The sequence below is a fragment of the Chitinophaga pendula genome, assembly GCF_020386615.1.
GTDB lineage: Bacteria > Bacteroidota > Bacteroidia > Chitinophagales > Chitinophagaceae > Chitinophaga > Chitinophaga pendula.
On the sequence record NZ_CP077769.1, the window covers coordinates 6,009,589 to 6,035,181 of the forward strand.

Annotated in this window: 26 protein-coding genes; 4 read left to right on the forward strand and 22 right to left on the reverse strand. The window is 46.5% G+C overall.

Annotated elements, in window-relative coordinates; genetic code table 11:
- Positions 1–6: 6 nt before the first annotated feature.
- Both KTO58_RS22265 and KTO58_RS22270 read right to left on the reverse strand, forming a co-directional pair.
- Positions 7–1,020: a FecR family protein gene (locus tag KTO58_RS22265; protein WP_095837283.1), complete on the reverse strand. Its 1,014-nt coding sequence runs from the start codon at positions 1,018–1,020 to the stop codon at positions 7–9.
- A gap of 108 nt (positions 1,021–1,128) precedes the next feature.
- On the reverse strand, positions 1,129–1,695 hold the full coding sequence (locus tag KTO58_RS22270) for an RNA polymerase sigma factor (RefSeq protein ID WP_095837282.1): 567 nt from the start codon (positions 1,693–1,695) through the stop codon (positions 1,129–1,131).
- A gap of 399 nt (positions 1,696–2,094) precedes the next feature.
- Between KTO58_RS22270 and KTO58_RS22275 the strand changes: the two genes are divergently transcribed.
- Together KTO58_RS22275 and KTO58_RS22280 are read left to right on the forward strand one after the other, a co-directional pair.
- The gene (locus tag KTO58_RS22275; RefSeq protein WP_095837281.1) at positions 2,095–2,958 is read left to right on the forward strand and encodes a M12 family metallopeptidase; all 864 of its coding nucleotides are present in this window, start codon (positions 2,095–2,097) and stop codon (positions 2,956–2,958) included.
- A gap of 141 nt (positions 2,959–3,099) precedes the next feature.
- A complete protein-coding gene (locus tag KTO58_RS22280) occupies positions 3,100–3,876 on the forward strand; it encodes a M57 family metalloprotease (protein ID WP_095837280.1) in 777 nt (258 codons plus the stop codon).
- A gap of 370 nt (positions 3,877–4,246) precedes the next feature.
- Here the strand turns inward: KTO58_RS22280 and KTO58_RS22285 are convergent, their stop codons facing one another.
- The 20 genes from KTO58_RS22285 to KTO58_RS22380 form a co-directional block, all read right to left on the reverse strand.
- Positions 4,247–5,905: a S41 family peptidase gene (locus tag KTO58_RS22285; protein WP_095837279.1), complete on the reverse strand. Its 1,659-nt coding sequence runs from the start codon at positions 5,903–5,905 to the stop codon at positions 4,247–4,249.
- Positions 5,906–5,961: 56 nt separating this feature from the next.
- The gene (gene yidD / locus KTO58_RS22290; protein ID WP_095837278.1) at positions 5,962–6,189 is read right to left on the reverse strand and encodes a membrane protein insertion efficiency factor YidD; all 228 of its coding nucleotides are present in this window, start codon (positions 6,187–6,189) and stop codon (positions 5,962–5,964) included.
- Between the two features lie 43 nt (positions 6,190–6,232).
- Positions 6,233–6,643 carry a ribonuclease P protein component gene (locus KTO58_RS28955; protein ID WP_095837277.1) on the reverse strand — a complete coding sequence of 137 codons (411 nt, stop codon included), beginning with the start codon at positions 6,641–6,643 and terminating at the stop codon, positions 6,233–6,235.
- A gap of 23 nt (positions 6,644–6,666) precedes the next feature.
- Positions 6,667–6,822, reverse strand: coding sequence for a 50S ribosomal protein L34 (gene rpmH / locus KTO58_RS22300; protein WP_095837276.1), 156 nt, complete (start codon positions 6,820–6,822; stop codon positions 6,667–6,669).
- Between the two features lie 193 nt (positions 6,823–7,015).
- The gene (locus KTO58_RS22305) at positions 7,016–7,525 is read right to left on the reverse strand and encodes an OmpH/Skp family outer membrane protein (protein ID WP_095837275.1); all 510 of its coding nucleotides are present in this window, start codon (positions 7,523–7,525) and stop codon (positions 7,016–7,018) included.
- A 223-nt stretch (positions 7,526–7,748) separates the two neighbouring features.
- A complete protein-coding gene (locus KTO58_RS22310) occupies positions 7,749–8,264 on the reverse strand; it encodes an OmpH/Skp family outer membrane protein (protein ID WP_095837274.1) in 516 nt (171 codons plus the stop codon).
- Between the two features lie 80 nt (positions 8,265–8,344).
- Positions 8,345–11,086 carry a BamA/OMP85 family outer membrane protein gene (locus KTO58_RS22315; protein WP_095837273.1) on the reverse strand — a complete coding sequence of 914 codons (2,742 nt, stop codon included), beginning with the start codon at positions 11,084–11,086 and terminating at the stop codon, positions 8,345–8,347.
- The gene (uppS, locus tag KTO58_RS22320; protein WP_095837272.1) at positions 11,067–11,828 is read right to left on the reverse strand and encodes an undecaprenyl pyrophosphate synthase; all 762 of its coding nucleotides are present in this window, start codon (positions 11,826–11,828) and stop codon (positions 11,067–11,069) included. The genes KTO58_RS22315 and uppS overlap by 20 nt, the downstream gene beginning before the upstream one ends.
- Positions 11,829–12,135: 307 nt before the next feature.
- Entirely contained in the window at positions 12,136–13,005 is an 870-nt protein-coding gene (porG, locus tag KTO58_RS22325; protein WP_095837271.1) for a type IX secretion system protein PorG, read from the reverse strand.
- Between the two features lie 91 nt (positions 13,006–13,096).
- Entirely contained in the window at positions 13,097–13,990 is an 894-nt protein-coding gene (locus KTO58_RS22330) for an NAD kinase (protein ID WP_095837270.1), read from the reverse strand.
- 82 nt (positions 13,991–14,072) lie between these two features.
- Entirely contained in the window at positions 14,073–15,488 is a 1,416-nt protein-coding gene (locus tag KTO58_RS22335; RefSeq protein WP_198315153.1) for a BamA/TamA family outer membrane protein, read from the reverse strand.
- 84 nt (positions 15,489–15,572) lie between these two features.
- On the reverse strand, positions 15,573–16,235 hold the full coding sequence (locus KTO58_RS22340) for a CBS domain-containing protein (RefSeq protein ID WP_095837268.1): 663 nt from the start codon (positions 16,233–16,235) through the stop codon (positions 15,573–15,575).
- Positions 16,236–16,513: 278 nt separating this feature from the next.
- On the reverse strand, positions 16,514–17,059 hold the full coding sequence (locus tag KTO58_RS22345) for a CvpA family protein (RefSeq protein WP_095837267.1): 546 nt from the start codon (positions 17,057–17,059) through the stop codon (positions 16,514–16,516).
- 17 nt (positions 17,060–17,076) lie between these two features.
- The gene (locus KTO58_RS22350) at positions 17,077–17,529 is read right to left on the reverse strand and encodes a GatB/YqeY domain-containing protein (RefSeq protein WP_095837266.1); all 453 of its coding nucleotides are present in this window, start codon (positions 17,527–17,529) and stop codon (positions 17,077–17,079) included.
- A gap of 43 nt (positions 17,530–17,572) precedes the next feature.
- A complete protein-coding gene (gldC, locus tag KTO58_RS22355) occupies positions 17,573–17,917 on the reverse strand; it encodes a gliding motility protein GldC (protein WP_095837265.1) in 345 nt (114 codons plus the stop codon).
- Positions 17,918–17,997: 80 nt separating this feature from the next.
- On the reverse strand, positions 17,998–19,086 hold the full coding sequence (locus KTO58_RS22360) for a glycosyltransferase (protein WP_095837264.1): 1,089 nt from the start codon (positions 19,084–19,086) through the stop codon (positions 17,998–18,000).
- Positions 19,087–19,238: 152 nt separating this feature from the next.
- Positions 19,239–19,661 (reverse strand): hypothetical protein, encoded by a 423-nt coding sequence (locus KTO58_RS22365; protein ID WP_095837263.1) that lies wholly within the window; start codon positions 19,659–19,661, stop codon positions 19,239–19,241.
- A 62-nt stretch (positions 19,662–19,723) separates the two neighbouring features.
- A complete protein-coding gene (locus KTO58_RS22370) occupies positions 19,724–20,809 on the reverse strand; it encodes an ABC transporter permease (RefSeq protein ID WP_198315152.1) in 1,086 nt (361 codons plus the stop codon).
- Positions 20,810–20,887: 78 nt separating this feature from the next.
- Positions 20,888–22,030 (reverse strand): glycosyltransferase, encoded by a 1,143-nt coding sequence (locus tag KTO58_RS22375; RefSeq protein ID WP_157752788.1) that lies wholly within the window; start codon positions 22,028–22,030, stop codon positions 20,888–20,890.
- Between the two features lie 48 nt (positions 22,031–22,078).
- On the reverse strand, positions 22,079–22,822 hold the full coding sequence (locus tag KTO58_RS22380; RefSeq protein WP_255613900.1) for an alpha/beta fold hydrolase: 744 nt from the start codon (positions 22,820–22,822) through the stop codon (positions 22,079–22,081).
- Between the two features lie 345 nt (positions 22,823–23,167).
- Between KTO58_RS22380 and KTO58_RS22385 the strand changes: the two genes are divergently transcribed.
- Positions 23,168–24,919, forward strand: a complete 1,752-nt coding sequence (locus KTO58_RS22385; protein WP_095837259.1) for an N-acetylmuramoyl-L-alanine amidase family protein — start codon at positions 23,168–23,170, stop codon at positions 24,917–24,919.
- Between the two features lie 235 nt (positions 24,920–25,154).
- Positions 25,155–25,517, forward strand: coding sequence for a carboxymuconolactone decarboxylase family protein (locus tag KTO58_RS22390; RefSeq protein ID WP_095841443.1), 363 nt, complete (start codon positions 25,155–25,157; stop codon positions 25,515–25,517).
- Positions 25,518–25,593: the final 76 nt, after the last annotated feature.

A 25,593-nucleotide genomic window follows, 5' to 3' on the forward strand; every position in this document is an offset into this window, starting at 1 on the left:
GTAAGACTAATGTTTCACTGTTGTTGAAATGTATATAGTACTCCCCTCCTGAAGAATGGTAAAACCGTTGATGATACGTAGCACTTCCAGTACGTGTGACAAAGGCTCGTGCTCAAATTGGCCGGTAAAATGTTTAATATCATGCAGTGCCGGATCAACATGGATCGTTACGCCATAAAAGGCGGCTAGTTTTTCTGCTACTTCGTTGAAACTGGCATCTTTAAAAGTTAACAGCCCCCGCTCCACCGCACGCACACTGAGTGTATCGAAAAGATGCTTACCCGATCCCTTAACAGGATCACCTTGTATATATTGTTCCCCCGGTGTAAGGATAAGAGAAGATTGCGCCCCAGGTATACCGGCGACTGCTACTTTACCGGTCATCAGGGATATACGCGTACCCTGTTGGTCATTGTAATCTCGCACCATAAAAGAAGTACCCAGTGCGGTCGTAGAAAGTTGGTTAGTAACAACGGTGAAAGGCCGGTCTGGTACAGACGCCACTTCAAAAAATGCTTGCCCATCCAGGTTGATGCGGCGATCAGTAGTATTATAATGCGCCGGTACTGTCAACCGGCTGTTAGGATATAAAGTCACCCGGCTCCCGTCCGACAGTTGCAACGTCCGCCGGTCATCGGCATCGCTACGGTACACGTGTCCGCTATCCCGTCGTTGCCAGTAATACAACACCATAACTGCCAACCCCGCCAACATAGCAGCAACAGGTACAGCATACCGGCGTAGTACACGCCTCATTCCCAGGCGGGCAGGCGCAACAGGCTGCGCCAACATCAATTGCCTGAGACCCTCCGCTCTCGCTTCAATAATATCCGCCGGCAACTCACCACTCATCGCATAATAAAGCGTACGGGCAGCCTCCACATCCGGTCGCCGCTCCGGGTAGGCCGCTAACCAGGCCTCCCAGTCATGCCCTGATGCAATAACATCTCCCTTACACCAGGCAATAAACGCCGCATCTTCCAGGAAATCTGCTACATCAAATTGAGTATAGTCCGGCATAAGCGATTGGGTTGTATCTAATAGTGCAACGATCGCGACAGATTTACCTGTTTACATATAAAATTATTGGGAAATAATTTAGAATATTAAAATGAAGCGAAAATACTATTAAATCAGCAACCCTATTAGCAACGCCTTCTTCAATGCATGGATAGCCAACGAAATGTTATTATACACCGTCCGGGTTGATAACCGGGTCTTACGCGCGATCTCTTCATAACTCAGCTCATCGAAATACCGTAACCGTATCAGCTCTCGCTGCCGTAAACTCAGGTTATTTACAGCCGCTAACAGCTGCCGCCGCTGATCTTCCCGCAACTGCAACTGTATCATATGCTCCTCCACAGATAGCTGAAACGATAGATCCTCGTTTACCTGCTCCTTCAAAAAAAGATCATGTCGCCTTCGCTGCTCCTGATCCCGGAATATCTTCCGCTTCAGATAGGTCAGCAAATAACCTTTTACATTCCGCACCTCTTTAAGACTGCCGTGATGCTCCCACAACTCCATAAATACCTGGTTGATATGGTCCGCCACCAGCGACGCATCGCCCGTAACACGCAGACCGTATTTGTAAAGCTGGTTGTAATACTGCTGATAAATGGAAAACAATGCACTCTCTTCGCCCTGTCTCAGGCGTTCCCATTGTTCATCTCCCTCCGGTAAAGCATGCATGCAAACGTGTTTAATATACGCGTCAAGTCACTTCAGACGTAACGTTACAGGTCTTTGGTAGATGTATACTCCTGTTGATATAGATACCTGGTGCTCCTTATTTACCCCTTATTCCTGGCTGTAGATGATATTAGTACGGTCCACTGTATCTCTAATCTCCTACAAAAAGATTATGATTGATACACCCGGTTACGTTTCTATCATGAAAAGTGAAAATCAGATCAGCCCTGAAAATAATATTTTCAGTTTTTTTTATTTCGCTGGGTAAAAAAGCAATAACACTTGTATCTATTATAGTAACACCAAGTAGGAACAACTCCACGTGTGAACAATATCTTTTGTTCCTAAAACCCGTGTATAACCAAGATCTGAGCCTTTATCAACGCAAAATCATATCACATGAAAAAACAGAACCTATTGCTGTTAACCGCCGCTATTTGGCTATTTTCTTGTAAACAATCATCTGACCAGCCAATCAGTGAACAATACGATCCGTCCTGTCAGGCCTGTATCGTAGAGCAATATGTACCCAAACTGATAAAAGGGACCATGGACAGCTACTTTAACGGCGATCCTGTTACCCTCGTGAAAGCCGATGATAAATTGCTCCTGGAAGGCGACATCATAATCGATCCCAGCCAACTAACCAATGCCGCTGTAAGCGGAGAACGCACCGGCATTACCAGCGCCCTGAAAAAGTGGCCGAACAAAACGGTATATTTCTCCTTCGACTCCAGCAGCACAGACGAAAGCACCCGCACCAAATTCAAATCAGCCGTCAAACATTGGATGGACAACACCGACCTGGTGTTCATTAACAAAGACACCCTCGACGATCCGGAAAGTATCAGCAATTACATCAACGTCATCCAGGATGATGGCTGTTATTCCAGCATTGGAATGGTAAAAGGCGCACAGGATCTGAGCATAGGTAGCGGTTGTAGCACCGGCAATGCCATCCACGAGATAGGACATGCCGTGGGCCTCTACCACGAACAATCCAGGAGAGATCGCGATAAATACATCATTATTTATACCGCCAATATTGATAGTGGGAAAGCCGGCAACTTTAACAAGTATGCCTCCGGTAATGGCTTCGAATTGGATACCTTGGATTTCGGTTCTATCATGATGTATCCTTATAATGCTTTCAGCAAAAACGGAAAGCCCACTATCACCAAAAAGGACGGCACTACTTACACCACACAACGCCGCGCCCTGTCACAAGGTGACCTCGACGCAGTAGAACACATGTATCCATAAGTAAAAACGAAAACCCTATATAAAAAAGCCAGCCTCTTCAGGAGGCGGCTTTTACCCAATCAAATTTATATCACCACCTCAGTCATCTCGCTTATTAACCAAACATCTTTTAATCAACTAAAAATCTAAATTCCAAGAAACATGAAAAAACTCCTCAAACCCATTGCCTGGGCAATCGGGCTGGGCATGATTATGGCTGCCTGTAACAAAAATGCCGACACGCCTGCGTCCAACAGCAACCTGCAACCGGACAATGCCAAGCAAGTACTGGCCTACATACACTCCCTCGGATTTAAGTCTGCCGTCATCCGGGAAGAAGGTAATGCCTTCATCGTAGAAGATGATATGGTATTCCCTAAAAACATGAAAGTACCTGACAACAGTAAACCGCGCACAGAACAATACTACACAGGTGACCTGGTGGATGATACCCGCGTATCTAACATCCGCTTAAAGGTAGATGCCAGCCTGAGCAGCATGTCCGCAGAAATAGACACCGCCATCGCGAGATGGAACCGCATCGACGGTTGTAACATCCATTGGGTGAAAGTATCGTCCAGTGCTTCCTCCTGGGATGTATATATGACCAATAAAGCACTGGCTGCCCCTCCGGGACGCGTTACCTGCGGTAGGGGAACATTCCCATCCGGCGGCGAAGCAGGCGATTCCATCTGGATCAACAAGTCCGCAATCGCGAACAACAGCTTCGAACAACGCCAGCGTACCATCACTCACGAAATGGGACACAACGTATCCTTCACCCATACCAATGCCGGTACCAACGATGGTGATCCCGTTCCCGGCGTTGGCGGTACCGACAGCAAATCACTCATGAACGGCGGACAATGTAACTCCGGCGCCACCGTATTCTCCGACAAAGACAAAAAAGCAGCGAAAGCACTTTATCCAAGCAACTAGATAGTATACAGATTCATACACAGATCAGGTTAGACTACCAATACCGGGCTTTCGCGCCCGGTATTTTTATTAGAGCGATTGATCTTCCATCCTCCCAACTGCTGCTGATAGTGCCACAACTTATGATGCAACCCGTAGCGCCAGGTTTACCAATACGGATATTATTGCGCACTAAACAGCAGCACCACTTCCATCAAAAAGCTGGCTTATGAACTAGGTTACTTCTCCGTCCAGCATTCTGGCAATGCCTTCCAAAAGAAATTCGGTATTCCTCCCGGCAAAATGAAACGCTAAGCTTCATCAGAGCAATAGTCATAAAAAAAGGCCCATCCCAAAGGACAGGCCAGTGTATAACTTGGTCGAATAACGACTATTTACCGGATTTCAGCAACTGGTGATATTGCTGCGGTTTATGCAGAACGTCTACTGCCGCGATCACATCATCATCCCAAGCCAGCCCTTTCTCAATACGCCCCTTCTGCAAATAATAACGGTTAACGATCTCTTCTTCCAGCAATCTTTTTATCTCCTGCTTATTCTTCAGCAGATCCTGTTTTTTATCGTGTTTCATCTTCTGCTGCAACACTTCAAACTCCTTTGCTACTGCATCGTAATATTTCTCCTTACGGGCAGTGCTCTGAAAATTCTCTAACGCCTCTTCACTATGTGTTTTATAACTGTAATCCTTGTTCTCCAGGTAATGTACAAAGTCAGCAAATTCCTGCTCGGTAAGCGCAAACGTTCCGGCCGCTGCGATCGTCTTATGACTGTAGAAATAATCAGTAGCGTAGTCGAAGATGTATTGTTTCCGCAGTAAGGTGATTGCTACCTGGCTAAGGAACGTAGGCGTCACTTTCTGATCAGGCTCTATACCGCCTCCGTCTTTTACCGCACGTCCGGATACTGTGTTATAGGAACGTCTCAGGGAATCCGGCACATAATCCACCTCTCCATCAGAGTTACGGTGCGAATAGTCGATAGCTTGTATACAACGGCCGCTGGGTGTATAATACTTGGCAGTGGTTACTTTCAGTTTGGCGTTATAAGGCAGCGGACGGGTCGTTTGTACCAGTCCTTTACCAAATGATCGCTGTCCTATCACCAATCCACGATCCAGGTCTTGAATGGCACCCGCTACGATCTCTGCCGCCGATGCCGTAGAACGGTTAGTCAACACCGCCAGCGGCATCTGCACATCCACCGGGGGCTGCGAGGTACGATACTCCCGGTCCCAGTTCTTTACTTTGCCTTTGGTACTTACTACCAGCTTATTCTTATCGATGAAGATATTAGATACTACCACCGCTTCATCCAGTAACCCACCCGGGTTCCCACGCAGATCAAGGATCACCCCCTTAAGACCGGCATTCTGCTGCTTCAGCTGCTCAAATGCCAGCTGTACCTGGGCGCCGCTATTCTCTGTAAACTGGGTCATTTTGATATAACCGATATCCTTGCTCAGCAACCCAGAGTAGCTTACAGGCCGTACGTTGATCTCTTCACGGATGATCTTTTTGGTGCGCTCTTCATTAGTAGACGGATTACGCGTTACCATAGTGAGTATAGTGCCCGGAGCACCTTTCAGCTGACGGCTAACCGCTTCATGTTCCAGCCCTTTCGCTGATTTACCATCCAGGGATACGATAATATCACCGGCTTTTACACCCGCTTTATTCATAGGTCCCCCTTCGTAAATATCCGTGATGGTAGTCCATTCACCCATCGTATTAATCGAAGCTCCCACCCCGCCATATTTGCCGGTAGCCAGAAACTTCAGCTCATCCAGGTTCTCTTCCGGTACAAAGTCGGTATAGGGGTCTGTCTCCTCCAGCATCGCTTCAATGCCCTTATTCATGACCTTTTCAGGCGAGAGATCATCTACATAGTAGGTATTCAGCTCGCGGTAGAAAGCGGCGAAAATATCCAGGTTCTTGGCGATCTGGAAGTATTTATCGCTCTCATTGAACGCGAAGATCCCTGCTCCGGTCAGTAACAGGAGGACCAGCAGTATCGTTCCTTTTTTATGCATAGTGGCAGATCGGTTTTATAAGTAGATGGTAAATGGTGCGGTAATTAGTAGGTCGGTCATGGTACAGGGTCATATCCATGGCCACCCCAGGGATGGCAGGAGAGGATACGTTTGATGGTGAGATATCCTCCTTTAAAGATCCCATGTTTCTTAAGGGCTTCTATGCCATATTGGGAGCAGGTGGGTACATATCGGCATTTACTGCCCAGAAGCGGTGATATACACCACTGGTATATTTTGATGAGCCCCACTAAAGGGTACCCCAGCCAGCGCAAAATCCTCATAAGTAATCTTTTCCGGTTGATCACACCAGGTATCCCAATACGGTTAAGCCTTAGTGATACCTGTTTCCTTCTTCAAACGATTTAAAATTACCGAAATTTTGTGTTGAAGGGTGGAAAAGTCCGCTATTTTTTTGTCGGTATAAATGAAGAATACCGCCAGCTGAGTGGCTTGTTGTTCCAGGTGAGTATAAAGGGAATGTTTCTGTAACCGGTAACATTCCCGGGTCAGCCGTTTGACGCGGTTCCTATCCACAGCATGGGGGAAATGCCGGGAGCTGGCACTAAAACCAGCTTGTACAGGGTACTTACTATCCGCTGGTGGCAGCGGCATATACACAACCCTATATGGAAAAACAGAAAACGCTTTTCCTTCCCGAAAAAGCGTTTCAATAAGTTTTCTGCTTTTTAACCTTTCTTCCTTTGTAAAAGAATAAGTTTTTATGGCGATTACGATTTATAATACTAATCTACCAATGCTTATTTCAGCTTCCTTTCATCAGAAACAGTCAATTTCTTACGACCTTTAGCTCTACGGGAAGCCAATACTTTCTTGCCGTTGGCAGTTTGCATTCTCTTTCTGAACCCATGAACGCTCTTTCTGCGTCTGTTATGCGGTTGAAAAGTACGTTTCATTTCTTTTTGTTTTTTACCTGTACTATACTAATTGGTAATCCCGCATAGTTGCAGTACGGGATTGAATCCTGTTTTTAAAACGGAAGGCAAAGGTAGCGTAAATAATTCAAAATACAAATAAGAAATCCCAAATTCCGGAAGACACTGTGTAACATTCACGGAATCTGGGATTTAAGAGGCCTATAAGCCTGAATTATTTAATACCAAGTTTAGTCTTAACAGCAGGCATCAGGTCATCTCCGGCAGGAGAAACCAACAGAATACCAGCAGAGCTGTCAATTACATAACCATAACCTTTCTCCTTCGCTACATCTTCGATGGTTTTACGCGCTTTGTCATAGATCGGTTTCAGTACTTCCTGGCGTTTAGCGTCGATCTTCTGTTCGGCATTTGCCTGGTAGTCCTGAATGTTCTTCTGTGCGCTTTGTATTTCCCGGCCTTTGATTTCTTTCATGTTTTCGGTCATGCTAGCTGCCTTCTCATCAAACTCCTTCATCTTACGAGTGTACTCATCTACCAGGGCTTTACCATCCTTTTCCAGCTCCTTCGCAAAAGCATCCAGGGTAGTCTGAGCTGTTTTTGCTTCCGGCATTGCCTCTATCAGCGCCTGCGCATTGATATGGGCCACTTTTGCCTGTGCCATTGCGTTTACGCTAAACAATCCTGAAACTGCCACGAAAGCAATAATTACATACTTCTTCATGATGTTGTCTGTGTTTAAAAAAATTTTAATACTTATTGGTTAAAAATAGTTTACCAGCCTAGATGGTCTCCGTGAGCCGCTATTGACAGTACAATTCCCCCTCAGGAAAATAAAGGCGAATTACATGAAATATTGCCAATAATTTATACCCCCTTCGTGTAATGCTTATCTCGTCTTCGCTCTTCTGTGTGACCCGTTATATAACTATAATATCTCTTACCACTTACTTTTTAATACCCAGTGAACCGAGTATCTCCGCACTCTTATCCAGTTTAGGATCAGCGAACATAACAGTAGCTCCACTCGCCTTGTCCAGCACAAAATCATACATCCTGCTGGCTGCCAGCTTCTGTACAGCATTATATATCTTATCCTGTATAGGTTTTATCAACTCCTCTCTCTTTTTGAACAAATCCCCTTCATAACCAAAACGCTTCTTCTGCAGCTCCTGCGCCGCTTTCTCCTTACCAACGATCTCATCCTCACGTTTACGCTTCAACTCCTCCGTCAACATTACCTGCTCCGCCTGATAGGACTTATACATCTTGTCGATCTCCTGAAATTTCGCGTCGATCTCCTTCTGCCACTGCTCAGCAATAGCATCCAGCTTCTTCTGAGAATCTTTATAATCAGGGATACTTTCCAATATATATTTGGTGTCAATCACGCAATACCGTTGTGCACTGGCAGCAAAGCTAGTGGTCAGTACTACTCCTAGGATGATAAATAGTTTTTTCATGTATCGTAATTTAAAGGTTATATATCGCCTTCCCGAACCGTCACTTCCAACTTTGCAATATATAGTTTATTTTAACATTATTATTCAGGTTCAAAGCCCAGCATGAAGGTGAACTTAGCAGCATCCTTCAATCCGCCGCCGGACTTGATGCGGTCAAATCCTATGCCATAGTCAAATCCAAGCAGACCAAACATCGGCAGGTAAAAACGCATACCCACACCAGCAGAACGACGCAGACGGAACGGATCGTATTCCTTAAAGTCACGGTAACCATTTGCCGCCTCGATAAATGCCAGACCGAAGATCGTAGAACTTGGATTCAGGCTGAACGGATAACGCAACTCCATCACATACTTGTTGAAGATGGTAAATCCTTCATATCCCACAGGCTGTCCCTGATCACGGTTGTCTCTCGGATCGGAAGTGTAATATACCGGGTAACCACGCTGGGAGATAATGTCCCTATCATAGATAGCAAAGTTACTCAGACCATCACCACCCAATTCGAAACGGCCGAAAGGTGACAAGGTAGTACGATTGTTATAACGGCCGATATATCCAAACTTAGCCGCTACTTTCAGTACAAAAGCCTTATTATCAGCTCCCTTCGGCTTGCTCAATGGCACATACCACTCCGCATTGAAACGATACTTCTGGTACTCAATGAAGTTAAACTGTTTGGAAATCGGATCTTTAGTATAATCCTTACCGGGGTTGAACATAGAGTACGGTGGCGTAAACTGACCGGATATCATGAAGTTGGAACCACTTCTGGGGAAGATCTGCTGATCCACAGAAGACCTGGCCAACGTAATCTTCAGGTTCACGTTGCGGGATGTACCGCTCTCGAAACCAGGGATGTTAAAGTAGTTATAGTTCTTCAGTGAATACTGCTGATAGTTCAGGGAGTAGATCAAGGTGAAATAGTCATCCGGCCATTTCAGCTGTTTACCCAGCGATACGGATCCACCCAATACCTTGAAGTAGGCATTGTTACTGGCAGTGCCATATATATAATCACGGTAAGCATTCGGATTCTGATAACTGCTGAAGAAGCTCACAGAAAACTGGTTACGCTTCTTGCCGCCCAACCATGGCTCCGTAAAGGAGAAGTTATAGTTCCGGTAAGCTTTACCGTTGGAAGACACCCTCACGGACAATTTCTGACCATCCCCACTAGGCAGCGGATCCCAGGTTTCCTTACGGAAGATGTTACGGATAGAGAAGTTGTTAAAGGTGACCCCGAGTGTACCGGTCAGACCGATATAACCACCCCAACCGGCAGAAAGCTCCAGCTGGTCATTGGCTTTTTCTTCCACACCATAATCTATATCTACCGTACCATCCTGGATGTTAGGTACCGGATTGATCGTGATCTTTTCCGGGTTGAAGAAACCGAGGTTCGCGATCTCACGCTGGCTACGGATCAGATCCTGACGACTGAATTTCTCACCGGGGATCGTACGCAGCTCACGACGGATAACATGCTCATTGGTCTTATCATTACCCGCAATACGGATCTCTTTAATAGTCGCCTGCGGACCTTCCGTGATACGGATCTCATAATCGATGGTATCGCCGCGGATCCCGATTTCTACCGGCTCAATACGGAAGAACAGGTAACCGAAGTCCATATACATACCACTGATATCACCGCCCTCCTGGGAAAGCTGCTTACCTAAGCGCTTTTCCAGCAATTCAAGGTTATAGGTATCTCCTTTTTTGATACCCAGTACACGGGTCAGCAAAGAGTCGTTATAACGGGTATTACCTTTCCAGGTAATATCACCGAAATAGTACTTTCTACCTTCCTTGATCTGCATATCAATATTCAGATTGCCGGATTGGGATTTGTAAGTAGTGTCCCTCACGATTACCGCATCGCGATAACCATTGGAGTTATAAAGTCCTACCACTTTCTCCTTATCCTCGTTATACTTGGCTTCATTGAATTTCGCAGAAGCAAACAATTTAAAACGGAAATAAGGGTCTAGCTCCTCCAGGGTACGGGTAGGCTGCAGGAATCCGAAAGTGCTCCAGTAGTTACTGACCAGTTTGGAAGAATCTTCATATACATGCTCTACATCCGGATGTAAGGTAAAGTGAGAGCGCTCTTTGGTGCCCTTCATCTTTTTCTTGATCCTGGAATCAGATATGTTATCGTTGCCCACGATATTGATCTGATTAATACGCACCTTACCGCCTTTGTTGATATTGAATACCAGATCCGCAGCATTTACCTGCTTGGCATCCTGGGTTTCTTCAATTTTAACGGTAACATTACGGAAACCTTTCTCACCATAGAATTTGTTGATAACAGCGATAGCATTTTGTTTCATACTCTCTGTTACCACACTCCCTTTTCTGAGTCCGGCTTTGTTGGAGATCTCCGTAGCATCGGATTTTTTAACTCCTTTGAATATAAAGGAAGAAAGGCGGGGACGCTCTACCAGAGAGATTTCCAGCCAGATCTTACCATCCTGTATTTTAGTAACGTAGATCGCTACGTTGGCAAACAGTCTTTGTCCCCAGAGAGTTTGAATAGCTTTGGAAAACTGGTCGCCGCCGGGGTACATTACCTTGTCTCCTACGTTAAGGCCTGATAAAGAGACCAACAGTGATTTATCCAGGTATTGTGTCCCTGATACAGTGATGTCCGCTATTTCGTACGATTGTGGGTTTCCCAAAGCAAAAGGCGCTCCTGCGGGCGGATTGACCTGTGCGGGGGATGGTACGGTGTCCTGCTGTTGAGCGGATACACGTATGCCTGCACAGCAACATAATGCTATGGCCAATAGGCTCTTAGGAAATAATTTCTTCATTCTGCTGGATTTGTTCGCTTGTTTTGCCAAAACGCCTTTCTCTTTTTTGGAAGTTCAAAATAGCCTCGTAGAGGTTTTCTTTGCGAAAGTCAGGCCAGCGGGTATCTGTGAAATACAGTTCCGCGTAAGCCAGTTGGTATAATAAAAAGTTACTGATCCTGTATTCTCCGCTAGTCCGGATGATAAGTTCAGGGTCTGGCAATTTTGCAGTGCAGAGGTATTGCTGCCACATATCAGGTGATATATCTGCTGGTTGCAGTTTTCCGTCTTTTACGTCTTGCGCAATGTTGCGGGCAGCATTAACGATCTCCCAACGCGCGCTGTAACTCAACGCCATCACCAGATTCAGGCCGGTATTGCCTGCCGTTAATGCAATCGCCTCATCCATTTCTGCTTTGCAGTGAGGAGGCAACATATTCATGTCCCCAATGACATGCAGCCTTATGTTGTTCTTGGTAAGCGTGGCCACCTCCTTACGGATAGTATTGACCAACAGCTCCATAATACCGTTTACTTCGTATTCTGGGCGGTCCCAGTTTTCGGTCGAAAAAGCATACAAAGTCAGGTAACCAATACCCAACTCCGCACAGGTTTCCGCAATGGTCCGCACACTTTCAACCCCTTCATGATGACCATACAGCCTGTCCTGTCCACGCTCTTTCGCCCACCTCCCATTGCCATCCATAATGATAGCGATATGGCGTGGTAACCGTTGTAAGTCCAAAGAATCCTTCAAGCTCATGAGTGTTCAGGCGTATTAAAACTGGTAATAACAGATTCACTAAAAGTGTGCAAAGATACAAAAATAGATATATGCCTTTCCTGGCAAAACAGGCAAAGGTGTTTTAACGTAGTTTTAACAGCGGAATCCCCTACCAGTGGGCATTATCGAGCAATCGACCTCCCACGGAAATGTTACAAAAACCCCTTTTTACCTTCCTTTTACATGGGAATTTTTCTAGATATTTCAGGCAAATAAACCGATGAGCCACCCATTTTTAACGATAGGTAGCCACTCACACAATTAGACACCTCCTTAAATAATTTTATTAAAACTTACAACGATATGTTGTGAATAGAAAGCTGAAAGTCAATTCAATAGTAGCAAACTGGTCCTTATCACGGCTGTTCCCGCGCTGCCGCCCCGCTACCCCGATCCGGTCGCCGGTCGCATAAGAACGATCCTGCAACAGATATGCTACCGTCGGCGTTCCGTCAGGTTTATTGGGAAATACCGCCGGCCCGGCATAAGTCGTACTGACATCATCCAGGTAGTCCGTCTGCGTAAACCGGAAAAGCACCTCCAACCCTACATTGACGCTACGGGAAATATTATATTTAAATCCCCCTCCCAACAGCCAGGCATAAGAGACTAAACTGTAAGGCTTACGGTCCGGATACATAGCAGAACCCTGCCCCTCCGTACGCAAAGGCTGTAAACTGTACTTCGTGCCGTCCAGGTAAGCATAGGGATTAAAGGTGAAAACACTGGCCCCGCCCGTGAAATAAGGCGAAAACCTGTACTCCTGGCTACCTGGCTCAAAACGGAAAAAGTTAAAATCCCCTTGTATAGCCAGTTCCCCTAGGTTAGTATTAAAACTCAGGTTACGACGACGCTGAAAATCATTTTTATTGTAAATATCAGAATACCCCAGCTGCATAAACCGGAGATGCGCCCTTACGCCCACATAATCATTCAGGTATTTGCGGTAAAACACCCCAATAGCAGGTTTAGGCCGGTTGATAGCCCCCCGGGTGTTAAGATCTCCAAAATAATGGGCGCCTCCTACCGAAAATCCCAACTCCCCCGTATACTCCAATTCATTCTGCGCAAAAGAAGGGAGGGAAAATAGGGATCCCGCCAATAAAAGACCGGATAGTAATATCCGCTTAGGATTAAAAATAGGTATCTGCTTCATACTGTCCTTCTTAAAAACGCAATAGTCCCTACTTTTGGTATTAAGAAAATTAAACAAATGTAATTAAAAAAATGTGACATGTTACTGACAGCTATACACGCCAGGAGGTATTTCTTGCATCAATCCCCCAAAGCAACTTATTTCGTAAGGTATTCAGGAAGTTACCCTCTTCCAGCCGCAGCAGATTAAACGTGAACCGTTCCTTCTTAACAGCCAGCTGTACCGTGTTATCAATTGTTTCCATACGGGAATCCAATGTGCAAAGGAATTGATCACTTCGCCCCTCTACCTCAAAAGAAATGACATTATCATCCGGAACAATAATAGGTCGCACATTCAGATTATGAGGAGCAACCGGGGTAATAACAATGCTGCCAGCCTCGGGAAAAACAATAGGCCCACCGCAGCTTAGAGAATAACCAGTAGAACCGGTAGGCGTCGATACGATCAGACCATCCGCCCAATAGGTGTTAAGGAACTCACCATTCAGATAGGTATGTATCTTCACCATCGCAGAGGTGTCCTTCTTATGAATAGTAAACTCATTCAACGCATAAGGTACATCGCCGAATAAGGGAATATTGGCATCCAAGTGCAGCAGTGCCCGCTTCTCCACCATATAGGTACGGTTCAACAAAGCCTGTACCGCCGTATGTATCTCCTCTTTACCAATAGATGCCAGAAAACCGAGACGACCAAAGTTGATCCCCGCCACCGGTATATTTTTATCCCGTACATAACATACCGTGTCCAGTAATGTCCCATCTCCCCCAAGGCTTATCAGCAGATCGATCCTGCCATGCAGATCCTCCGCCCTGGAAAATAATGCCGGTTCCTTTCCCCATTTTATATGGGCCTTAATACTACTGTAAAACGGCTCATATACCAGGATCTCTATATCCTCCCGTAGCAACTGATCCAGCAAAAACTGTATACTTCCCAGATCTTCTGTAATAAACCCTCGACTATATAACGCTATCTGCATAATTATTTGGCTGAATATTAATACCGGATAATTGGATACTCCGGAAAGGCCAGCCCGTTACAACAGGCCTGCCATGGCTATCTCACATATCTAGCTGACCGTGTAAAAATAGCCCTTTTTGACCTAACTGGTTCATACTATACTCCAGCCGGAGACAAGCATCGTAAAAGGTGACAATATCTAAACCGACCCCGCCGGTATATAACAGACGATTGTTCAGAGGACCACCAGGAAACTTACTGTAGCCATATCCCACATCCCCGTAAATTTTGGCCATCAGACGAATAGGTACGGTATTGAATTTCTTCGGAACGATCGGCAAATGCATCTTGAATGCCGCCATTTCACGTCGCAAGGTAGACTTAAAAATCGCATAACTGGTACCATCTACCACATAATATTCGAGCCCCCGCAAATAATCATCCATATACCCGATCGCCCGTTGATTGATATAAGGCTGGTCTGCCGGAAATTTGGCTTGTGCCCGTATGCCCAATGCCGCATAGGTCTTCCTGAATAGCTCCCAATATCTTATCGCCTTCAGGTGAATACGTACATGACTGATATCATCAAAAGGCGGAATACCTTGCTTGCTGATATCCGCTTCGAGACTAACCCCCTTCAACGGATACTGCCAGCTATCTGCCTTGATATAACTTACCCGGTACATCAGATCCAGGTATTGCACCCGGTGCCGGCCATTGCCCAGATAATCCGGATTACGGATCACCACAGAATCGCTCACCTTCTCAAAATTATAAGACAGGATCACCTGGTGCCGGGTATTGATCGCCCGCCGGTAAGTATAGGTAAGCGCAGCTGTATATTGCTGTCGCTGAAACTCCCGTTTCCTGAAAAATTGCTGCTTATTCTCGACCGTACTGTCATTCACTTCCCTGTTGCGGGAATAGGCAAAGGAAAATCCTAACCCATGCCGGTACCGTTTGTCTATGTACGGCAAATTGTAAGCGGCGCCGATACGTTGTGTATAGCCCAGTTGTACCTCGGCGCTAAGCCGGTCGTTACGGCCGGTCATATTCTCCTGGTAACCTTTCACCCCTACGTTCACCCTGTCCAGACTCCTCTTCTGCTCCACCCACCATTGGTTAAAGTTTCGATCTGCCAACTTGAATATCGGAAACGCAAACGTATACCACCGCTCCCATACCTCGAATACAATATCCGCATGATCCCCCGACCAATTCCTGATATTTGCCGTCACATTCAGGAACAGGGACGTGTTGAGCAGCTGCTTACGGCGCTCTTCCAATACTTCCGATAACTCACGCAGATAAATGGTATCCCCGGGTACTGTGCTTAACTCCCGGAGTATAATAGAGGTCCTGGTCTTCTTATTTCCCTGGATAAGTACTTCACGAACTACAATATAAGAAGTGTCCTGCCTGACCGGAGTGGCGGCGGGGGATGGCTCCGTCTGCTGGGCAGCAGCAAGCAAGGGTCCAAACAGGAGGCAACATAGGCTTATCCAATATCGCAAACTATTCATTGTAGGTCCGACAGTAAACAGTGAGGTAGTTATATAAAGAAAGATGTGCACCGATACACGGACAAGCTCCCGACCTTACATGCTGATATAGTTCATCAACAGGTCATAGTTCTTTTTCAACAGATCTTCCTCCTGTTCTTCTGAGATCGTGTATTTTATAATGTAGTTAAATCGCTCGAAGGTAGCTATCAGGCTGTGCAGCTCCAGACGGTTCGTCTTCAGCAGTACTTCCAGCCGGCCGGTGCTAGGGTTAGTGATAGTGTTAACACTTAACAATGAAACATCATTTGACTCAGCAATACGGGCAATCTCACTTAGGCTGTAATCACGGGGATCAAGATCCAGTGCCAGGATACCCCCGACCTCCTTCACCCCGTTCAGCTGCGCTAAAGTACCCAACAGATTATCCTTAGTGATCATACCCAGGTATTCATTCTCCTTGGTCACCACAGGTATGGCACTGAGCTTCAGGTCATAAAACAACTTCAGGGCCTCAAACAAATGCGCATTTTCCAGGATGGCAGGCTTCACCCCATTGTACTCCATAGCTTCCAATAAGGTATCCGGCTCTTCCAGGTCCAGAATATCATCTTCTTCCACCAACGCCATATAACGGTTCTCTACCACCATCGGAAGTTGCGTAAGATGATATTCATTCATCAGGCGCAACGCCCTGGATGCAGCATCCATCGGATGTAACACCGGTATAACCGTCGATATGAGTTCACGTGCCAGCATGATACAATTCTATTCTTCTACAATAATAACAAAGAATATTCCAATAGCGTACAAAATAGATGTGAAATTATGGTAACAATGCCCATTCGCTTATCCCTGTCCGTTAGTAGCTCTTCCTATTAAAGTTACGTTGAATCACAGCTTAAAGATTGCAGGCGTGTAAAATTTCCTGGCTATTTATCTGCATAATCCCTGGGAGAATGGGAATATTCCACCGTGTGATTAATCCGCCAATACCATTAACGCATATATTTTCACACAAAGTATACCAACCTGTGCTATGATTTTGCCTGAATAGCCGCCGCTGCCTTGTCAAAAAAAGATTCAAGTGTAGTAAACATGTCCTTGAATGCAGGGATCAATTTACCGACACCATTCATCACAGCTGGTCCAATAGGAGAAATGTAGGGGTAAACGACAGATTGGAGTTTCACTTCGGGGCTCAGCCAGTACAGCTGATTAGCGATCCACAACAATACACTGTACAGAATAGTAAAAATACCGGCATATAGTAAGATACCCCCCAGCTTGTTAAGCCATCCCAACATCACAGCCTCTACTATTTTCTGAATGGCAATAGCGCCTATACGCACCACCACTACCACAGCAAGGAACAATAAAATGAAGCAAAGTACAGGCAACCACCGGCTTTGTATCTCCCAGTGCTCCTGGGCATACAAAGCAGCGACAGTAGTCAGCTTCAATGCCGCTGCCGTCCCTAACAGTACCGCTACAAAAGAAAATACCGCGACGATAAGGCCGCGGGTAAATCCTTTATAAATAGCCAGCACAAGTAGGATGGCAAAAATGATATCTATGCCCATAACAGCAGCAGGATGGCCTATTTAGCCAACAACTCCTTTACGAGTGCAGAGATAGCTTTACCGTCAGCTTTTCCAGCCAGTTGCTTGGTAGCCACTCCCATCACCTTACCCATATCGGCAGGGCTGGATGCACCGCTTTCACTGATGATCTGCGCCACAGCAGCACGCAATTCAGCTTCGCTCATCTGCTTCGGCAGATATTGCTCTATCACTGCCAGCTCCTCTTCCTCTTTCACTGCCAGGTCTTCCCGCTGTTGCTGACGGAAGATATCCAGAGAATCCTTCCGTTGCTTTGCCAGCTTCTGTAATAATTTGCTCTCTTCCGCCTCAGACAGATCGCCCGTAGATCCCTCTGCTGTCTTAGCCAGCAGAATAGCCGCCTTAATGGCACGCAATGCACGCAGTTCCGCCTCGCTTTTGGCCAGCATCGCCTTCTTAATGGCGTCGTTTATCGTTAATTCCAGTGACATAGTATTTTTTTTACGGTTAATCGGATGAACAGATTAATGAGCCTTACTGCTCCTTCGCCTGCTTGTCTTCGAATTTCTTCAGAAAATCTTTGGCGAAAGCCCGCAGATCATCCGCCTGATCGGTATAGTTAGTAGCTCTCTTGTAAGTATCAGCCATCGTCATCAACGTCTGATAAAAGAAATCAGCCATTTCGTCTACCATCATGCTTTTGGTCCAAAGGTCAATGCGAAGGGCAGACTTCTCTCCACTATCCCAAAAAGCCACCATCATGGCTTTAGCCTCGTTCAAGCGCTCCGCACTACTGTCAGTCGCACTCCACTGGATTTTCTCCGGCACTTTATTATCATCCAGCCCTACCTGTATTTGAATGGTCGATGTCTTTCCCATAGTAATCCTTCTCTTTTTTTAGATCGCAAAAATAATGATTTAATAAGCGTATCCTATCAGCCAACGCAAAAGGTTCCCAATTACCGGCCCAGCAATACGTCCATACTACTGCCTTCATGAGGTGAGATCCTCTGTAACAGGCCGTTACGCAGCGTTTCGTCCTTATATACCCTGGCCATATTATCTGCCAATTCCTCCAGCTGGGCAGGATTACAATATAAGGCCGCCTCCCCTCCCGCTTCACGGGCCGCTGCACTGTCAATCGCGATCACCGGTACCTGGCAGGCGCCGGCATATAATATCGGCATAGCCAGCCCATCAAATCGCGCCGTATGTACCAATGCATAGGCGCCCCCAATCAGTTGCGCCAGCAAAGCATGATCTGCCTCTTTCAACCACACCACATCCTGCCGGAAACGATAACTCTCCAGCGAAGCGATCAGCTCCGCACCTGCCGCCATAGCACGCCCTACCAATACCAGCTTCATATTCGACCGGTGACGCTTCTTCAAAAACGAAAATGCTTTTAACAAGGGCAATATATTGTTACGGGGATGCATACTGCCTACCGCAATAAAATACTCTACACCACCTGCATGGGCACGCTTCACCGCTTCCCGCTCCTCCCACTCCAATGGCCGGTAATCCGCCGGAACCGCCGGAACAACCCGCTCCACCTGCTGTAAAGTGGGATAATGCGTACGCAGATCATCCACCAGGTATTGGGACACCACAGCGATCCGCTGTGCCGCACGAATAGACCGGTCTAACTGCTGCTTTTTCCTGCGTTGTGCACTGGCAGACTCCCCGGCTACCCCATGCAGAAAAGAAAGATCCCGGATCAACAAACTACCGGGCAACTTACTCCGCAATGGCAGGCTACCGTTCATTCCCAATAACATCTCAGCACGTTGGGCCTTCAGCACCTTAGGCAAAGACCACTCTCTCCACCGGTACTGACTGAACAAAGTACTCCCCGTCAAAGGAAGCACCACCCAGGATACATGCTCCGGCCATATCCTGTCCAACGCTAACTGCCGGTCCGTGATCAGAATAAACTGATGCTCCGGATGATCACTACAAAGGCGAAACAATATCTCTGTCGCCACATTGCCATTATCCGCTGCACTGTCTTGTAACAGACTCGCGGCGTTTACTGCTATACGCATACGCTGTTAATAATCTACCGGCTGCAAACCTAAGCAAAATTGAGCGGGCATATACAAAAACAATAGCCACCAGACGTCCGTAAAGGTGCTGGTGGCTCTAGGAATTATCAACAGGGTTATCGGGAATAATGATATGTAAAGCCTGCAGGCCGCTATTTCTTTAATGTAATACGGAATTCCTTAAACACCGTATTCTGTGGCTTATCCTTCGAACTCACCTTTACCCTCACCAAGCAGGTACGGGCAAACTCCAATCCACTCACACTTACATCCACCGGCGTAGCCTTGGTCGGCGCTACCGGAGGCTGCGCTATAGATTGCCCACCAGGATCAGTCACCGCCGTGATCTCCACTACGATCCCACTTTCCGGCATCTTGGAAGTCAACAACACCTTAAAAGGATGACTGGCTCCCAATGCCTCATTATAAGTCCCTTCCTGTACTCCATCCAGATTGAAAGCAATGCCTTCTTCCGTCTGATTAGGGGTAGGATTATCCTTATTTTTCTTTTTACAAGAAACAATACCGATCGTTAACAGGGTGAAAAAAACGAATAGGATAGGTCTGAGTGGCATGTTGATCTTTTGGCTACCATAAAATTAAATAAATTTATCATACTACAAAATCAGGCCGCCGCTTATTTATCCACGTGCTGACTCCGCACATCCAGTGCATCCCGCAATCCATTTCCCAATAAATTGAATGCCAGCACCATTAGCATAATAGCGATGCCAGGTACCAATGCCAGCAAAGGATTGTGCGTAATAATAAAGTTATAGTTCTCCTTGATCATTAGCCCCCAGGAAGGCTGTGGGGGCTGTACACCGACCCCTAAAAAGCTTAAACCAGCCTCCACCACAATTGCCGTGGCGAAATTACTGGCTGCCACCACCATCACCGGCCCCAGAATGTTCGGTAGAATATGCCGGACAATAGTTCGGGTATGACTATATCCCAATGCCCTCGTGGCTTCAATAAATTGCAACTCCCTCAAAGCAAGCACCTGCCCCCGGATAATACGGGCCACATTTACCCACATCGTCAACCCTACCGCAATGAAGACCTGCCAGAAGCCTTTCCCCAACGCCAGGGTAATAGCGAATACTAGTAGTAAAGTAGGTACCGACCAGATCACGTTGATCAACCACATGATCACATCGTCCGCCCATCCCCGGAAATATCCTGCTACAGCGCCCAGCAACACCCCTATCGTAAGCGAAATAACTACCGCAATACAACCCACACTCAGGCTCACCCTTACCCCTACCAGCAAACGGCTCAAAATATCCCGGCCGAACTTGTCCGTCCCCAGCCAGAAGGTTTGTTTAAAAATACGCTCCGCCGCTATCTTTTGCCGTAAAGCGGCTACATCTTTGACCGGTTGCTCCTGCCCATACCATATCACCGACAATGGATACCTGGCCATTACCTGTGTTTCCTCGTCTACATAACGCGCCACCAGCAGTACCGTGTCCTGAAATTGCCAGGACCGGATCGGCACCCACGTAAACGCAGATGGCGCACCATATAACAGCCGCTCTCCCCATCCCACCGGCTCCACTGGCTGCTGCTTTTTGATCGCCAGCATCTGTATGCTGTAACCAGGACGCTGCCCACCGGTCTCCAAAGTCATCCGGTTGGCATAAGGCGTATGATCCGGCGCCAGCAGGTAGGCAAATATCCCCACCAGCACTGCCAGGATGATTATGTACAATCCCGCCATGGCACCTTTATTACGCCGCAAGCGTCTCCACGATATATTATTGGTTTGATCGATGATATTTCGGTTGATAGTACTTCATTAGTTGACCTTCCGGCCTTTCCACTGATAAGACCCAAACTTCCCCAGCCAGCCGGCCACCACAATATAAGGTATATGGAACAGCTGCCCTGGTACAAACCATACCAGCAGCTCCGTTTTCCGGAAGAAACGGGATACCGGTATCAGGAAATACAACTCTATAGTGATCTTGAATAACAACGCAATCAATAACCAGGGCCACCACATCGGTCGTACGATCGCCATAATCCCCAACGCAAGCAGCGTCACATTCCATATATACACCCAGATCAGCACATTGGTAATGCGTTTATCTTCATACTTGTCCGCCTTCGACGACCAGCGAATACGCTGATGCATAAAAGCCTGGAAGGTATCTACCGGCAAAGTACGCACTATCGCATCCTGGCTCTTCATGTACATGACACCTTCCGGATAAGCCTTAAAAATCTTATACATTAACAACATATCATCGCCGGAAGCAATGTTGTCAATACCTTTAAATCCATCCACCTCATAAAATACAGACCGCTCGTAGGCGAGATTGGCGCCATTACACAATGTACCATTACGCAGCTGGGATGCCGACCCGGTGATCCCCTGCATGGTCATAAAATCCAGCGACTGCATCGCTTTAAAGAAATTATGCTCTTTATAAAAACTTACCGGCGCTGCGATAAACTTGGGACGATGCAATTCATAAAACAATACCATCGTTTCTATCCACTTTGGCCCCATCACGCAGTCCGCATCCGTGGCCACAATAAGATGTCCTGTTGCCTCAGCGATCGCGATCTCTATTGACTTTTTCTTGTAAGAATTAAGGCGCTGCTCCGCATTCAGATAATTACTCAACTGCAATCGCCGCATATTAGGTGTGGCATATTGTTCAAACACCACGGCAGTATCGTCGGTAGAAAAATCATCGATCAGGATCACCTCCAGTAACGCAGGATCATAGGTCTGCTGCCGTAACGCATCCAGCAAAGCAGGTAGATTGGCAGCTTCATTACGGGCAGGAATGATCACCGTTACTTTGGTGAACCCACTCACCGTATTCAGCGGCACAAACGTGGGCAATTTCTTCCAGCCATAGCTGTACTTAAGCATCAATTGTGCATAAATAAGTCCCAATATCAATACAAAAGCCAGAAATACGTACATGAAATCCATTAAAATTATACAGATGGCATAGCGCCCATTATGGCGAAACTAAATATTATTTACAGCTATCTCCTTTTTTACGATCTCCGCCAACTCAGAGGTCAGCAGATGATGCCCCTTCTCCATGATCAGTAACTTTCCTGCAAACGTGCCGTCCAAGAATTCCTCTCCCATCGCGGGTGGTATTACACGGTCATATCTCCCGAAAATCAGCAACGTTGGAATATGATATTTAGCCAGCAATGACTTACAAAGCTCCTTATCAGGCCGCATCTCACGCATACAGGTCCATACATTATAAACTAAAGCCCGCTTCTCTTCCGTATCCATACGGTTCAATACAAATTTGTATACACTCTGGTTCAGCCACCCCAACTTTTTCCATAAAATAAGTAAACGAAGAAATGGCGCCGGATGATAAGTAACGTAACGGAACAGCCGGTTGCCAATATTAGTAGTAGTTACAAAACGATGCCAGGGATTATTATGCAAACCATCAGGAGCTACCAGTATCAACCTATCTATCAATGCGGCCAATGCCTCTACAATACAAAGGGCCAGCCGTCCTCCCATACTATAGGCCATGAGCGAAAAACGCTGAAACCCCTCCCGCTCCAGTATCATCTTTACTACAGTATATAGGTCCTCTTTCCGGAACGGACCTCCTTCTTTCCACTCCGTATCCCCATGCACAGGCATATCCAATGCCACCACAGTATAAAGCTCCTTCAATTCAGGTATGATCGCCGCATAATAAGCCGAACTTTCACCAAAACCATGCAGACAGATCAATAATTCTTTTCCACTCCCTTCCCGGATACCGAAAAAAACGACTATGACGATATGGTAAGTAAAAAGAAGACATATAGCTGCAAATATGTTGAAAATATATGAGCTATCCCGAAAGCAGCAACCATATCGCAGCAAATCGCCACCTCGCCAGCTATAGAACGAAAAGAATCAGGCATACCCTGAAACAAATAATCGATTTAACTGTTTTTTAACTATTCGCCCAATACGCAGGCTACAACACCGGCGTTTAAAACCAATAGCCTCCTGCTGAACACCTGCAACTTTTATCTCCTATATCCGGCTTCAGGTCCGGATTTTTATTTTTGTAGTTTTTGAAGCGGCAATATGAGGATACAGCAATTTCTACTTGGCATTACATTAACATTGGCTTTTACCAGTACCACGGTAAGATCAGCAGCTCAGACATTCATCCGGTTAGTACAACCTACCCGAGAGGAAAACAATACCAGCACTCCCAGACAGTTCATTTCAGGCAGGACCTGCCAGGGCTGTAAACTATCGCTGAACAATGATAGCATCTACGTATACCCGACAGGGTCATTCGCTATTGCACGAACACTCACACCAGGTACCAGCAGATTCGTGCTCACAGCTACCGATACCACCGGAAAGACCTATTCGAGGAATATCAATTACTATTACAATATCCCCCCGGCGCCCACCGCTACCCCCATCTTCCGTATCGATTATCTGACAGTCACCCCTAAAGGCAATCTCCGGATAATGGAGGGTGATACCATCCGTATCCGCATGAAAGGATACCCCGGCTGCCAGGCAAGCTGGATCAATGGTACCCCGATAAAAGAACTCCCGACGTCCCAAACCGGTGGCGTACCGGGCATATACGCCGGGAGCTATGTGATCACGGAAGCAGATTCCACCTTGCAAGATAGTAAGCTGTACATCATGCTTAAATCCCCGGATGGAAGTATTGCCACGAAAGAAAGCAGCAACAGGTATTCTTTCCTGCAAAGTGAACATCCCTTTGTAGGTCGTACCATCGACAATATGACCTATCTCAATATTGCTCCTGAAGGAGATCGCCTGGGACCAGATAAACTGGGGTACCTGGATAAAAATGTACTGCTCGAAATCGCCGGACAGGTTGGCGATTACTATAAAGTAAAACTGGCGCCCGGCGAATATGCCTACGTCCCCGAACCCTTGCTGGATACGGCAACACTGGATGCTGCCGTACCGGTAAGTATCGTCTCCCAACCCCGCGCATGGGGAGATGCCACCCACGATTACGTATCCATTCAACTGTCTGAGAAATTACCTTACCTCTCCACACAGGATGTAAACCCTGGTAAAATAACTGTCGATGTCTATGGCGCCTATTCCGAACCTGGACTGCAGGCATTACCGCAAGGCACCAAAGAGATCAGCCGCGTCGGCTTCATGCAACTGGCCCCCAATACCTTCAGAATCAACATCGCACTGCAACACCGCCAACCCTGGGGTTACCAGCTTTATTATGAAGGCAACAACCTGGTGATCAAAGTAAAACGGCCCCCGGCATCCCGCACATTAAGCGGCCTCACCATCGGGCTGGATGCCGGACATGGGGGCAGCAACGTAGGCGCCATGGGCCCCGCCGGGATCTATGAAAAACAACTTACGCTGGCAATCACCTCGTTGCTCAAAACTGCACTGGAGAAAGAAGGTGTTCGCATTATTACCACCCGCACCCGGGACCAGTTCTTCGCCAACGAAGAACGACTCTCCTTTTATCGGAAAGCCAATCCTGACCTCCTACTCAGCATACACCTGAACTCTGCTGCCAATCCAGTCGATATCAAAGGCACCGCTGTTTATTACAAACATCCTTTCTGCCAACCGCTCGCTAATGCCATCTATAAACGAATGCAGGAAACCGGACTTAGCGGCTTCGCCAACAATAACAATTTCAATTTTATCCTCAATAATCCAACGGAGTTCCCCGATGTCCTGGTAGAAACACTCTTTCTCAGCAATCCCGAAGATGAGATGAAAGCCCTCGATCCCGCTTTCCAACAATTAATGGCAGATAAAATAGTCCAGGGTTTAAAGGACTTCCTGGCAACTTCCGAATAAAAGCCATAATTAATTGTTATGATCAATAACCTGCAGTTATCTACGATAAACACAAATACCTTCATACACTGCTTAAAAACAAACAATTATATATATCCTATATAATTCAGTACTTGAGGAGCATTTTACGCTTAGTCTACAAGGATAGTGGATTATCCTATATTTGCTTATCCTTTCATAGCTTTAGGCCATTAAGGAAGTGAACTATTCAGAAAAACAAACTAAACCTAAAGCTATGTCAGACGCAATACAGGAATTCAACGACTATCGGGCAAAAATGAACGAAGTGATCCTGGGCAAACAAAATAAGGTGATCAACCGCCTTTTTAACCTGGACACCAACACTTATGCAGAAGGAGCGCTGGATACCAAAGTAAAGGAAATGTTAGGCCTCGTGGCTTCAATGGTACTGCGCTGCGACGATTGCATCAAATACCACCTGGGCAAATGCCACGAACAAGGTATCAATACAGCAGAAATGTACGAGATCTTTGCCGTCGCCAATATAGTGGGAGGCACCATCGTCATCCCTCATACCCGCAGAGCAGCCGAATATTGGGACCTGCTCACTAACAACGACGCACAACAACACCAATAAATTCCGTGAGCGGATACAATAACCGCTAGATATTGGCTGCTGCCACCAGGCAGCCAATATCCTGCACGGAAGTATC

Coding starts and splice junctions, on each gene's coding strand:
- KTO58_RS22270 (WP_095837282.1), bottom strand. CDS start 1,695: ATGCATGCTTTACCGGAGGGAGATGAACAATGGGAACGCCTGAGACAG.
- KTO58_RS22305 (WP_095837275.1), bottom strand. CDS start 7,525: ATGAAGAAGTATGTAATTATTGCTTTCGTGGCAGTTTCAGGATTGTTT.
- KTO58_RS22275 (WP_095837281.1), top strand. CDS start 2,095: ATGAAAAAACAGAACCTATTGCTGTTAACCGCCGCTATTTGGCTATTT.
- uppS (WP_095837272.1), bottom strand. CDS start 11,828: ATGAGCTTGAAGGATTCTTTGGACTTACAACGGTTACCACGCCATATC.
- KTO58_RS22285 (WP_095837279.1), bottom strand. CDS start 5,905: ATGCATAAAAAAGGAACGATACTGCTGGTCCTCCTGTTACTGACCGGA.
- porG (WP_095837271.1), bottom strand. CDS start 13,005: ATGAAGCAGATACCTATTTTTAATCCTAAGCGGATATTACTATCCGGT.
- KTO58_RS22340 (WP_095837268.1), bottom strand. CDS start 16,235: ATGCTGGCACGTGAACTCATATCGACGGTTATACCGGTGTTACATCCG.
- KTO58_RS22310 (WP_095837274.1), bottom strand. CDS start 8,264: ATGAAAAAACTATTTATCATCCTAGGAGTAGTACTGACCACTAGCTTT.
- KTO58_RS22315 (WP_095837273.1), bottom strand. CDS start 11,086: ATGAAGAAATTATTTCCTAAGAGCCTATTGGCCATAGCATTATGTTGC.
- KTO58_RS22350 (WP_095837266.1), bottom strand. CDS start 17,529: ATGTCACTGGAATTAACGATAAACGACGCCATTAAGAAGGCGATGCTG.
- KTO58_RS22375 (WP_157752788.1), bottom strand. CDS start 22,030: ATGTACGTATTTCTGGCTTTTGTATTGATATTGGGACTTATTTATGCA.
- KTO58_RS22365 (WP_095837263.1), bottom strand. CDS start 19,661: ATGCCACTCAGACCTATCCTATTCGTTTTTTTCACCCTGTTAACGATC.
- rpmH (WP_095837276.1), bottom strand. CDS start 6,822: ATGAAACGTACTTTTCAACCGCATAACAGACGCAGAAAGAGCGTTCAT.
- KTO58_RS22385 (WP_095837259.1), top strand. CDS start 23,168: ATGAGGATACAGCAATTTCTACTTGGCATTACATTAACATTGGCTTTT.
- KTO58_RS22370 (WP_198315152.1), bottom strand. CDS start 20,809: ATGGCGGGATTGTACATAATCATCCTGGCAGTGCTGGTGGGGATATTT.
- KTO58_RS22390 (WP_095841443.1), top strand. CDS start 25,155: ATGTCAGACGCAATACAGGAATTCAACGACTATCGGGCAAAAATGAAC.
- gldC (WP_095837265.1), bottom strand. CDS start 17,917: ATGGGAAAGACATCGACCATTCAAATACAGGTAGGGCTGGATGATAAT.
- KTO58_RS22360 (WP_095837264.1), bottom strand. CDS start 19,086: ATGCGTATAGCAGTAAACGCCGCGAGTCTGTTACAAGACAGTGCAGCG.
- KTO58_RS22280 (WP_095837280.1), top strand. CDS start 3,100: ATGAAAAAACTCCTCAAACCCATTGCCTGGGCAATCGGGCTGGGCATG.
- yidD (WP_095837278.1), bottom strand. CDS start 6,189: ATGAGGATTTTGCGCTGGCTGGGGTACCCTTTAGTGGGGCTCATCAAA.
- KTO58_RS22345 (WP_095837267.1), bottom strand. CDS start 17,059: ATGGGCATAGATATCATTTTTGCCATCCTACTTGTGCTGGCTATTTAT.
- KTO58_RS22265 (WP_095837283.1), bottom strand. CDS start 1,020: ATGCCGGACTATACTCAATTTGATGTAGCAGATTTCCTGGAAGATGCG.
- KTO58_RS22330 (WP_095837270.1), bottom strand. CDS start 13,990: ATGCAGATAGCGTTATATAGTCGAGGGTTTATTACAGAAGATCTGGGA.